Source organism: Nonomuraea terrae, from assembly GCF_004348995.1.
GTDB classification, from domain to species: Bacteria; Actinomycetota; Actinomycetes; order Streptosporangiales; family Streptosporangiaceae; genus Nonomuraea; species Nonomuraea terrae.
In genome coordinates this window covers 1-11,716 of record NZ_SMKQ01000260.1, presented here as the reverse complement: position 1 = coordinate 11,716, position 11,716 = coordinate 1, and the positions used below count along the sequence as shown (strand labels likewise).

General features: G+C 72.0%; 8 protein-coding genes and 1 pseudogene. 5 read left to right on the top strand and 4 right to left on the bottom strand.

Features of this window, described 5'->3' with window-relative positions; genetic code table 11:
• Positions 1 to 314 (top strand): annotated as a pseudogene (locus tag E1286_RS49645) (hypothetical protein); the annotation flags it as partial.
• Here E1286_RS49645 and E1286_RS42360 read toward each other — a convergent pair.
• Genes E1286_RS42360 through E1286_RS42350 form a run of 3 tightly spaced genes read right to left on the bottom strand, consistent with a single transcriptional unit; the run spans position 263 to position 2,158 of the window.
• A complete protein-coding gene (locus E1286_RS42360) occupies positions 263 to 1,192 on the bottom strand; it encodes an RluA family pseudouridine synthase (RefSeq protein ID WP_132622259.1) in 930 nt (309 codons plus the stop codon). The pseudogene E1286_RS49645 and the gene E1286_RS42360 sit on opposite strands and share 52 nt — an antisense overlap.
• A complete protein-coding gene (locus E1286_RS42355; protein WP_132622257.1) occupies positions 1,185 to 1,694 on the bottom strand; it encodes a signal peptidase II in 510 nt (169 codons plus the stop codon). Before E1286_RS42355 ends, E1286_RS42360 begins: the two co-directional genes overlap by 8 nt.
• A 53-nt stretch (positions 1,695 to 1,747) precedes the next feature.
• On the bottom strand, positions 1,748 to 2,158 hold the full coding sequence (locus tag E1286_RS42350) for a TraR/DksA family transcriptional regulator (protein ID WP_397053214.1): 411 nt from the start codon (positions 2,156 to 2,158) through the stop codon (positions 1,748 to 1,750).
• 471 nt (positions 2,159 to 2,629) lie between these two features.
• Here E1286_RS42350 and ileS point away from each other — a divergent pair, with 471 nt between their 5' ends.
• From ileS to E1286_RS42330, 4 genes are all read left to right on the top strand, one after another.
• Positions 2,630 to 5,776, top strand: coding sequence for an isoleucine--tRNA ligase (gene ileS, locus E1286_RS42345; protein ID WP_132622255.1), 3,147 nt, complete (start codon positions 2,630 to 2,632; stop codon positions 5,774 to 5,776).
• Between the two features lie 536 nt (positions 5,777 to 6,312).
• Entirely contained in the window at positions 6,313 to 7,518 is a 1,206-nt protein-coding gene (trpB, locus tag E1286_RS42340; RefSeq protein ID WP_165970166.1) for a tryptophan synthase subunit beta, read from the top strand.
• Positions 7,515 to 8,330 (top strand): tryptophan synthase subunit alpha, encoded by an 816-nt coding sequence (gene trpA, locus E1286_RS42335; protein WP_132622253.1) that lies wholly within the window; start codon positions 7,515 to 7,517, stop codon positions 8,328 to 8,330. Before trpB ends, trpA begins: the two co-directional genes overlap by 4 nt.
• On the top strand, positions 8,327 to 9,082 hold the full coding sequence (locus E1286_RS42330; RefSeq protein WP_132622251.1) for a GntR family transcriptional regulator: 756 nt from the start codon (positions 8,327 to 8,329) through the stop codon (positions 9,080 to 9,082). Before trpA ends, E1286_RS42330 begins: the two co-directional genes overlap by 4 nt.
• 687 nt (positions 9,083 to 9,769) lie before the next feature.
• Here the strand turns inward: E1286_RS42330 and E1286_RS48530 are convergent.
• The gene (locus tag E1286_RS48530; protein WP_165970165.1) at positions 9,770 to 9,931 is read right to left on the bottom strand and encodes a hypothetical protein; all 162 of its coding nucleotides are present in this window, start codon (positions 9,929 to 9,931) and stop codon (positions 9,770 to 9,772) included.
• Positions 9,932 to 11,716 lie beyond the last annotated feature (1,785 nt).

Sequence of the window (11,716 nt, the reverse complement as noted above, 5' to 3'; positions counted from 1 at the left end):
CCTCCCCGACCCAGCCCCGGGAGCGCGGCACGGACAGGCGCGGCAACGACGACGACTCCGGGGAGAATCGCCGGACGCGGGAGCCGGAGCCCACCAAGAGCAAGAAGGACGAGAAAGAGGAGGAGGAAGAGCCCTCGGAGACCCCCAGCGAGTCACCCGACAGGGTGGAGGGATCGAGCGGCGAGGCCGGCGCGGCGAACAGCAGAGCCGGGGGCGCGAACGGCGCTGCCGTGGGCCGGCGGGCGGGACGGCCCGGGCCGCCTCAGGACTCGTCGCGCACCAGGTCGAGGGCCTTCTGCAGGTCCTGCGGATAGTCGGTGCTGAACGACATCCACTCCCCCGTCGCCGGGTGCTCGAACCCGAGCGCCACCGCGTGCAGCCACTGCCGGGTGACGCCCAGCCGGGCCGCGAGCGTGGGGTCGGCGCCGTAGAGCAGGTCGCCGACGCAGGGGTGGCGCAGCGCCGACATGTGCACCCTGATCTGGTGCGTGCGCCCGGTCTCCAGCTTGATGTCGAGCAGCGACGCCGCCCGGAACGCCTCGACCGTGTCGTAGTGGGTCACCGACGGCTTGCCCCCGGACACCACCGCGAACCGGCCGTCACCCGACGGGTGCCGGTCGATGGGCGCGTCGACGGTGCCCCGGAACGGGTCGGGATGCCCTTGGACGAGCGCGTGGTAGCGCTTGTCGACCGTGCGTTCCTTGAAGGCGCGCTTGAGGTGGGAGTAGGCGTGCTCGCTCTTGGCCACCACCATCGCGCCCGTGGTGTTGGCGTCGAGCCGGTGCACGATGCCCTGCCGCTCGGCCGCGCCGCTGGTGGCGATGGTGTGACCGGCTCCGAGCAGCCCGCCGATCACGGTGGGGCCGGTCCAGCCGACGGTCGGGTGGGCGGCGACGCCGATGGGCTTGTTGACCACGATGATGTCGTCGTCCTCGTACACGATGGCCATGCCGGGCACCGGCTCGGCGACCGGCATGGGCGTGGCCACCGGCGGCGGCAGCGTGACGTCGAGCCAGGCGCCGGCGTGCACCCGCTCCGACTTGGCCGGCTGCCGGCCGTCGACCAGCACCTCGCCGGCGACGATCAGCTCGGCGGCGCGCGTACGGGAGAAGCCGAACAGCCGCGACAGCGCGGCGTCGAGGCGCTCGCCCTCCAGGCCGTCGGGCACGGGCAGACTGCGCTGCTCACTCATCCTTCGCCACCTCCTTGGACCCGTCGATCTGCACGTTGCGCCAGGCCAGGATGACCGCCAGGATGCCGCCGCAGACGATCGCGGAGTCGGCGATGTTGAACACCGGGAAGTAGTCGATGACGGGGAAATGCCCGGGCAGCACCTCGATGAAGTCGACGACGTGCCCCTGGAGCTGCGTGGGCCGCCCGAGCCCCGAGGGATAGCGCAGCAGCCGGTCGGTGAGGTTGCCGAGCGCCCCGCCGAGCAGCAGCCCGAGCCCGAACGCCCAGCCCCTGCTGCCGAGCTTGCGGGCGGTGCGCACGATCGCGACGACGACGCCCGCGGCGATGAGGGTGAAGACGAAGGTCATTCCGGTGCCGATGCTGAACGCTGCACCGGAGTTGAAGATCAACCGGAACTGCAGGACGTCCGGGATGACCACGTGGGGCGCCTGTCCTTCCAGCGTGCGCAGCGCGACCGTCTTGGTCACCAGGTCGGCCACGTAGATCACGGCCGCCAGCACGACGAGAACCGCGAACAGGCGCCGGCGGGGGGTTGCTGCCGGCGGCGCTGATCCTATCGGCGCTCCTCCCTCTGCTTGCAGGCCACGCACAGCGTCGCCCTCGGGAACGCCTGCAGGCGTTCCTTCCCGATCGGCTTGTGGCACGATTCGCACACTCCATAGGTCCCGGCGTCGATCCTGGCGATCGCACGTTCGTTCTGCGCGACGAGATCGCGCGCATTCAGGGTAAGGGCGATCTCGCGTTCGCGCTCGTACGTCTTCGCGCCGGCGTCGGCCTGGTCGTCGCCGGCGCCCTGGGTGACGTCTCCAGAGGCTATCTCGGTCTCGTGGCGCAGGATGTCCGCCTCGAGTTCGTCGATCTCCTGCTGGAGTCTGCCGCGTACCTCGGCCAGCTCCTCGTCGGACCACATCGACGGAGTGGTGGTCTGCGTGACTGCCGCCATGGCTGCCTCCATGCTGATCAAGGCCGTAATGGTGCGGGCAGCTTAGGATCCGTATAACGGAACGGCAAACGACCCGCCGGACGGTTTACCTCCCCCGTACTATCCCGCCTCGCGCATTCAACTCCTCCCCAGAGACGTCCATTCCCACAACTTTGCGCCGTTTACGCCGTCCGTACCGAGGTGGTGATGGTCGTCCCTTGGCGTGGCGTACGCCCCACCTGGGAGAACCACGGGGAAAACGTGGAAGCCTCGGGCCCCGCTCTGCGTTATGGTTTAAGCCTGCAAGGCGTTGATGGGGCCCGACTGTGAGGGATATCACCCCGGAGCCGCCGGAAGAACGGCTTTCGCGAGCTCAGTAGAACCGGCAGCAGCCCCAATGAAGAGGGCCTCGCCCGCGCGAGGTCAAGAAGGGTGGTACCGCGGAGCCGCGAGGCTTCGTCCCTTCACGCGAAAAGCCCTGCCGGCCGATCAAGCGTGGAGGTCACGCCCGACATGTCGTCCCCAACGTTCCGCTCTCTTCCCGCGCAGGTCGACCTGCCCGCGCTCGAGCGCGAGGTCCTCGAACGCTGGCGGGACGGGAAGATCTTCGAGCGTTCCGTGGAGCAGAACTCCGGCAACCCCGCCTGGGTGTTCTACGAGGGCCCGCCCACGGCCAACGGCCTGCCCGGCGTCCACCACGTCGAGGCGCGCGTGTTCAAGGACCTGTTCCCCCGCTACAAGTCGATGCGCGGCTTCAGCGTGCCCCGCAAGGCGGGCTGGGACTGCCACGGCCTGCCCGTCGAGGTCGGCGTCGAGAAAGAGCTCGGCCTGTCCGGCAAGAAGGACATCGAGTCGTACGGCATCGCCGAGTTCAACGCCAAGTGCCGCGAGTCGGTGCTGCGCCACGTCGACGCGTTCGAGCAGCTCACCGAGCGGATGGGCTACTGGATCGACCTTTCGCAGGCCTACCGCACCATGGACCCGTCCTACATCGAGTCGGTGTGGTGGTCGCTGAAGGTCGTCTTCGACAAGGGGCTGCTGTTCCGCGACTTCCGGATCACCCCCTACTGCCCGCGCTGCGGCACCGGCCTGTCCGACCACGAGCTGGGCCAGCCCGGCGGCTACGAGACCGTCTCCAGCCCGTCGGTCTACGTCCGCATGCCCGTGACGTCGGGCCCGCTGGCGGAGCTCGGCGCCTCGCTGCTGATCTGGACGACCACGCCGTGGACGCTGGTCTCCAACACGGCCGTCGCCGTGCACCCCGACGTCACCTACGTCGCCGCCCGCACCGCGGACGGCGAGGTGCTGGTCGTGGCCGAGCCGCTGCTGTCGGTGCTCGGCGAGGGCGCCACCGAGGTGGCCCGCTACACCGGCCGCGAGCTGGAGCGCACGACCTACACCCGCCCGTTCGACCTCGTCGACATCCCGGGCGCCCACTACGTCGTGCTGGGCGACTACGTCACCGTCGAGGACGGCACCGGCCTGGTCCACCAGGCTCCCGCCTTCGGCGCCGACGACCTGGCCGTCATCCGGCGCTACGACATGCCCGTCGTCAACCCGATCGGCCCCGACGGCCGCTTCCTCGCCGACGTCCCCATGGTCGGCGGCCGGTTCTTCAAGGACGCCGACGAGGAGCTGACCGAAGACCTGCGGGCGCGCGGCCTGCTGTTCCGCGGCGGCCACTTCGAGCACAGCTACCCCCACTGCTGGCGCTGCCACACCCCGCTGCTCTACTACGCGCTCCCGTCGTGGTACATCCGCACCACCGCGGTCAAGGACCAGATGCTGGCCGAGAACGCCGGCACCAACTGGTACCCCGACACGATCAAGTGGGGCCGCTTCGGCGAGTGGCTGCGCAACAACGTCGACTGGTCGCTGTCGCGCTCGCGCTACTGGGGCACGCCGCTGCCGCTGTGGGTGTGCACCGAGGACGAGTCCCACATCACGTGCGTGGGCTCGCTGGAGGAGCTCGGCACACTCGCCGGTCAAGACGTCTCCGCCCTCGACCCGCACCGCCCGTACGTCGACGACGTCACGTTCGCCTGCCCGTCCTGCGGTGGCGAGGCGCGGCGCGTGCCCGACGTCATCGACGCCTGGTACGACTCCGGTTCCATGCCGTTCGCGCAGTGGGGCGAGCGCGGCAAGCCCGAGGGCGTCTACCCGGCGCAGTTCATCTGCGAGGCCACCGACCAGACGCGCGGCTGGTTCTACTCGCTGATGGCCGTCGGCACGCTCGTCTTCGGCCAGTCCTCCTACGAGAACGTGCTCTGCCTCGGCCTCATCCTGGCCGAGGACGGCCGCAAGATGAGCAAGCACCTCGGCAACATCCTCGAGCCGATCCCGCTGATGGACCGCCACGGAGCCGACGCGCTGCGCTGGTTCATGGCCTGCTCGGGCTCGCCGTGGGCCTCGCGCCGGGTGGGGCACAACACCCTCGAGGAGATCGTCCGCAAGGTCCTGCTGACGCTCTGGAACACCTCGTCGTTCTTCACCCTCTACGCGGGCGCCGAGTCCTGGTCGCCGTCCATGATGGCGCAGGCCACCCCGGTCGCCGAGCGCCCGTTGCTCGACCGCTGGGTGCTGGCCGAGCTGCACCGTACGGTGTCCGAGGTCACGGCGTCGCTGGACGAATACGACACCCAGCGCGCCGGCCGCCGGCTGGCCGACTTCCTCGACGACCTGTCCAACTGGTACGTCCGCCGCTCGCGCCGCCGCTTCTGGCAGGGCTCCCAGGACGCCTTCGCGACCCTGTACGAGTGCCTGGAGACGACGCTGCGGCTGCTGTCGCCCATCACTCCGTTCCTCACCGACTACCTGTGGGACGTCCTGCGCCCGGCCGACGCGCCCTCCTCCGTGCACCTGGCCTCCTGGCCGCAGGTGCGCGAGGACCTGCTCGACCCGGCCCTGTCGGACCAGATGGCGCTCGTCCGCCGCCTGGTGGAGCTGGGCCGCTCGGCCCGCGCCTCGTCGGGCGTGAAGACCCGCCAGCCGCTGCGCCGCGCCCTCGTGGGGGCGCACGACTGGCCGTCGCTCCCCGACGAGCTGCGCGGCCTGGTGGCCGACGAGCTGAACGTCCAGTCGCTCGAGGACATGTCCGGCTTCAGCGCCGACCTCGTGTCGTACACCGTGAAGCCGAACTTCCGGGCGCTCGGCAAGCGCTTCGGCTCGCAGACCAAGCTGGTGGCCGCCGCGGTGGCCGCCGCCGACCCCACCCGCCTGGCCAGGACCCTGCGCTCGGGCAGCACGGTCATGGTGGAGTCCGACGAGCTGGGCGAGATCACGCTCGGCCCCGACGAGGTGATCGTCAACGAGCAGCCGCGTTCGGGCTGGGCGGTGGAGACGGGCGCCATCGGCACGGGCACGGGCGAGACGGTCGCCCTCGACCTGGAGCTGTCCGACGAGCTGCGCCGCGCCGGCCTGCTCCGCGAGGTCATCCGCCTGGTCCAGGACGCCCGCAAGTCGACCGGCCTGTCGATCAGCGACCGCATCGACCTGTGGTGGACCACGACGTCGCCCGAACTCGCGGAGGCGTTGCGCACCGAGGGCAACGTGGTGGCCGAGGAAGTCCTCGCCGCCACCCTCACCGAGGGCACGATCGAGAGCCTCCCCGCCCACCAGGACGAGGATCTCTCCCTGACCTTCCAGCTCCGCCGCGTCTGATCGCGACGCCGGGCCCCGGGCCGCCTGCTGACCAGGCGGCCCGGGGCCCAGCCGTGCCGTCATCGCCCTCACCTCCCGCGGCCGATGCTCCAGCCCGGCGGCGATCCCGCACACCACTACGGCGCCACAACATCGCGACCGCACACCCTCGTGAGGCGCGCTCCCGTAGGTCACAGCTCGGCGTCCGCGTACCGCGCCCCGCCTCGTAGCTTCCCGGGCCCGCGCCCCGTTCGCACACCAGCCGACCGCTCCACCGCGCCAGGCGTCGTCCACGGACGGCGCCCGACCGGCCGCGCGGCGGCCGGCAGCATCACGTCAGCGACCAGCAGCTCGTCCGGGCGCACGCCGCTCGACACCCGCCCGTAGACGCTCCCGCGCTGCCCCCGTAGCCGGCACGGCAGCGTCGTGCGGCAACCGCACCAGGACCAGCGACTCCCGCGAGGCCGCTCCAGCCAGGGGTGGCGTGTCCACGCCGTCCATGCCACACTGACTGTTATAGAACTCTCAGCGGTGTTATAGAACGAGGTGAGCGTAGGATGCGAGACGTGTTGCCGTGGGGTGAGCCCGTACCGGTGGCCGGGACGATGGGCGAGCCCCAGCCGCGGGGCCGGTTCGGCGAGTACGGCGGAAGGTACGCGCCGGAGTCCCTGGTGGAGGCGTGCCGCGAGGTGGACGAGGCGTTCCGGGAGGCCTGGGCCGATCCGGGCTTCCGCGGCGCCCTGGCGCGGCTGCTCGCCGTGCACGCCGGGCGGCCGACCCCGCTCACGCCGGCCTGGCGGCTGTCGGGAGAGCTGGGCGTGCAGCTGTACCTCAAGCGCGAGGACCTCACCCACACCGGATCACACAAGATCAACAATGTGCTCGGCCAGGCCCTGCTGGCCACGCGGATGGGACGGCGCAGGCTGATCGCCGAGACGGGGGCGGGCCAGCACGGGGTGGCCACCGCGACCGCCGCCGCCCTGCTCGGGCTGGAGGCCACGGTGTTCATGGGTGAGCGCGACATCGAGCGGCAGGCGTTGAACGTCTTCCGGATGCGCATGCTGGGCGCCGAGGTGGTGCCGGTGACCACAGGCAGCCGTACTCTCAAGGACGCCACCAGCGAGGCCATGCGCCACTGGGTGGGCGCGACCGGCGACTCCCACTACTGCCTCGGCTCCGTCGTCGGGCCGGATCCGTACCCGTGGATGGTCAGGGAGTTCCAGCGGGTCATCGGCGACGAGGCCCGCGGGCAGTGCGCCGCCGAGCTGCGGACCGGCGTGCCGGACCACGTGGTCGCGTGCGTCGGCGGCGGCTCCAACGCGGCCGGCACGTTCGCCGGATTCGCGGACACCTCGGCGCGCTTCGTCGGCGTCGAGGCGGAGGGCGGCGCCGGGGCGGCCCGCGGCCGGCTCGGCGTCCTGCACGGCTGCCGCTCGTTGTTCCTGCAGGACGACGACGGGCAGATCACGGAGGCGCACTCCATCGCCGCCGGGCTCGACTACCCCGGTGTCGGTCCGGAGCACGCCCACCTGCGCGACCTGGGCCGGGCCCGCTACGTCACGGTGACCGACGACGAGGCGGTCCGCGCGGCCGTACGGCTGGCGCGCACCGAGGGCATCGTCCCGGCGCTCGAATCGGCGCACGCCCTCGCCTGGATCATCCGCGCGGTGGCCGGCGGCGAACTGCCCGCCGGATCGACGGTGCTGATGACGTTGTCCGGCCGGGGCGACAAGGACATCTCAACCCTGAAGGAGCTGGTGTGACGAACCCCACCCTGACCGCGGGCGCGGTCGAACGCCACCTGCGTGCCCGCCGGGACACCGGTCGCGGGCTGCTCATGCCGTTCGTCACCGGGGGGATCACGCCCGGCTGGACGGATTACCTGCGGGCGTTCGCCGCCGCCGGGGCGGACGCGATCGAGGTCGGCCTGCCGTTCTCCGACCCCACGCTGGACGGCGTCACCATCCAGGAGGCCAACGACACGGCGCTGGCCCGGGGGGCGAGCACGCGCCGGATCCTCGCCGACCTGGCCGAGCTGCCGGACCTGGGCGTGCCGCTGGTCGCCAGCACCTACTACAACCTGGTGCTGCACGACGGGCCCGAGGCGTTCTGCGCGGCGCTGCGCCACGCCGGCGTCACCGGTCTGATCGTGCCCGACCTGCCGGTGCACGAGGCCGGCGAGCTGACGGATGTGGCCGCCGCCGCCGGGATCGAGCTGGTCCTGCTGGCATCGCCGGCAACGCCGCAGCCGCGGTTGGAGGAGATCTCGCGCCGCAGCCGCGGATTCGTCTACGCGGTGTCGCTGATGGGCACCACCGGTGAGCGGGCCACCCTCGCCGCTTCGGCGGCGGAGCTCACGCGGCGGATCAGAGGCGGCACCGACCGGCCGGTCTTGCTAGGATTTGGCATTTCCACGCCGGACCAGGCGCGGGAGGCCGGCCGGCACGCCGACGGCGTGGTGGTCGGCGCCGCGGTCATGCGGCGGGTGCTCGACGGGGCGGGACCGGACGACCTGCGGGCCTTCCTCGCGACCCTGCGGCAAGCCCTCGACCAGGAGTGTGACCGACCACGATGACCCCCGACGCCGGGCACGAGGCGAGATACCGCGCCATCGCCGCCGACCTCGCCGCGAAGATTCGGTCGGGCCACTACGCCCCCGGTGCGGCACTGCCTCCGCAGCGGGAGTTGAGCGCCTCCTACGGGGTGACCCTCATGACGCTGCGCCAGGCGTTGCGGGAGCTCAGCGGCGAGGGGCTGATCGTGCAGCAGCCCGGCAGGGGCACGTTCGTCGCCCCGCCTCACCTGGCCTACCACCTCGGCTCGCTCCGCAGCCTGGTCGACGATCTGCGTAAACAGGGTCATGACGTGCGTACCGTGGTGGCCGGGCGGGCGGTGCGCCGGGCCCCCGCCGCGATCGCCGCGGAGTTGCGGCTGCGTCCCGGCGACTCGGCCCTGCGCCTGGAACGGGTCCGCGAGTTCGCCGGGCGTCCCGCCGTCCACCAGGTGTCCTGGGTACGCCGGCCGGTAGCCGACGAGATCCGCGACCGCGACTTCACCGCCGTCTCCCTCTACACGGCGCTCGCCGACGCCGGAGTGGCGGTCGCCAGGGCGTCCGAAGTGGTCCGGCCCGGTTTGCTCGATTCCGCCGCCGCCCGGCACCTCCACGAGCCTCAAGGCAGCCCAGTGCTCGTCAGCACCCGGATCACCTACGCGCTCGACGCCACGCCGGTGGTGTCCGACCATGCCACCATCCTCGGCACCATGATGGAGATCCGCACCGAACGCGCCGCCACCGGTCTCTCCCTCATCTGGGGCGCCACCAGCTAGACGAGTCAGTCCCGGAGCCTGTACGTGGCCACCAGGGATGGTCCTGGACGGCGAGGCGATGAAGGCGCCGGCTGAGACAAGCGAACAGCAAAAGCCGCTGTGCCAAGGGCGCAAACCCAGAACGGCGACTCCGGCGAAAAGGGGACGACCACCCGGGCGAACGCCGACGGTCACGAGGAAGGCGCAGAACACGGCTGATGGCGGCCGACCTGGGCCACTCGCGGGGGCGCGCCGGCCGACAAGGTTGCCCGCCGACCGGTCCTGCCGTCCGCTGACCTTCGTCCCACCGTGGGCCGAGCGGCAGACGACCCACAGCCGTCTCGCCCCGCGCCCAAGTCCGCTTGACCGTCAGCCTCGGTGGCCGCCGACAAAGGCCTACTGCTCCCGCGGCATCCGTGCCCGTCCGTGCCGACTCAGCATCAAGACCGTACCGACCTGGTGGTCAATCGCAGCTCTCGTGGCGGCCGCCCCATCAGCCATGATCCAGATCCCGCCGAGGAACGGAACACGACCGAAGGGTGCGTCAACCGGATGAAGAGCGGCTGGCCTTTCGCTCCGACAAGACCTCGGAAAGCCACCTCGCCGGGCTCCACTTGCGAGGTGGCATCCGGTGGGTCGAAGCCTCCATAAGATCCGCATCCCGTACAGGCCCAAGGCTTTCGGGCCGGCTGCCGTGCCGAAGCGGAGTCAGCCGACCGTTTCGCGGGCGTGCTGGCATACCGAGCAGCTCGTGAAGCCGGCCGCCTGGGCCGAGGAGAGGGCCATCGTCTGGACCTCGGCGTCACCAGCGCCACGGATCAGCGGGCACTCGGTGCTGTGGTAGCGGCGAGTGCCGACGATCACCTTCACGGTGCCGGGACGCTCACCCTTGCCCCCGCCACTACTGTCGTCCTCGGAGTCGCCGCCGTTCTTCGCGTCGGCCTTCGAACCAGGCTTCGTACCGCTCTTGCCGGAGCCTTCGCCCGCTGTCGCGCCGGACCCCTGAGGCCGGGACGTGCCGGCACCTTGGGGTCGGGACGCGCCGGATCCCTCGGGCCGGGAAGCGGCGGGAGCCGACGCTCCACCCCCGGAGGCCGCGGCGGAGGAGCCGCCCTTCAGCGAGGAGCCGCCGCGGGCCGCGGCGGACGAACCTCCGCCGTCACCACCGGGCCCACCGCCCTTGGCGGCACTCCCCTTCGGAGACCCCGCCTTGGAAGAACCCTCTTCGGGCACGCCCGGCTTGGAACCACTCGCCTTGGGGGCGCCCGGCTCAGGAGCAACCGGCTGGGGAGCGCCACTCTTGGACGCTTCCGCCGGAGAGTCCTCACTCGTGGAGCCGCCCGCACCCCGCCCGGCGGCAGGCACCGACGGACGTCCGGTCGCGACCTTCCCAGCGCCCGACGACCCTGCGGGCGGGCCCGGGGGCAGCGGCCCCTTGGGCTTGGCCTGGGATTCGGCCGAGGACGCGGGCCGCTCGTGGATGATCACAGTCTCGCCGTCCGAGGACGGCTCGGACCCGGCAGGCCGCTCGGACGGCTTGCCGGAACCCGAAGGACGCTGAGCCGGCTTGCCGGGCCCGGTCGGCCGCTGAGACGGCTTGTCCGAACCGGAGGAGGGACGTACGGACGCCCCAGAACCCCCTGGGCGCCCGGGCATCGCAGAAGAGGACACGCGAGGCTGCGGCGCCGTGACGGGGCCGAGGTCGTCGTCATCGGCCGCGCCGGACGCCCCCTGCCCCGGCTTGCCGGAGGGACGACCAGCCTGCTCGACACCGGCCCCGCCCTGTCCACGCTCTCGCTCAGCGGACGCCGGACGACCGGCCCCCTCACCGGAGGCACCGGACTGAGCGCCCTTGCCACCGGAGCTATCCGTCTGACCAGGCTTGCCACCCGGACGATCGGACTGATCACCGGACTTGCCGGGCTCAGCGGCGGCACGGGAACGGCCGGCCTCCCCGGAAGCGGCCTCAGGACGGCCGGCGTCTCCGGACGTGGCCCCAGGGCGGCCGGGCCGAGCGGCGGCACTGTCAGCCGTCTCAGGCTTGCCCCCACCAGGCTTGCCGCCCGGACGGCCAGGCCCACCCGGCGACCCCGTGGCGGTCTTGGATCCCCCGGAGGCCGGCTCACCGGACCCGGACGGCTTGGCGGACGGCGGCTCGGCACGCGAGGCGTGCGGCGGCCGGAAGTAAGAAGTCTCGGACTCCGCCTGCTCGTCATCCGATGCGGCGGCGGAGGAGGTTGACGGTGCCTGGCCCGCGGCGTCGGCCGGGGAGCGGCCGAACCAACCGGTGGCGCCTTCCTCGTGGGCGGCGGCAGGCTCCGGGCTGGGGGTGGAAGCCTTCGTGTCAGGCTTCGGCGGGGCGACCGGCGACCGCTGGTCGCGGGTCTCCGCGGAGGTCTCGGCCCGGCTCTCGGTGGTGACGGCGGGCTCGGGACCGGCGGCAGGCGGCAACTGCCGTCCGCCGAGCGCGGCGTCGGGAAGGCACGTCGTGCAGGGCGTGAAGCCCTCTTCGCGTGCCTCCTCGTAGGTGAGCTCCTCGCTCTCCCTGCCGAGCAGCTGCCTGCACCCGGGGACGTGGTAACGCTTGCGTCCCGGGATGACCAGCACGATCGCGTCGCCCGCGACACCTCTCGCCACCGGGGGGCGCGCGGCGGG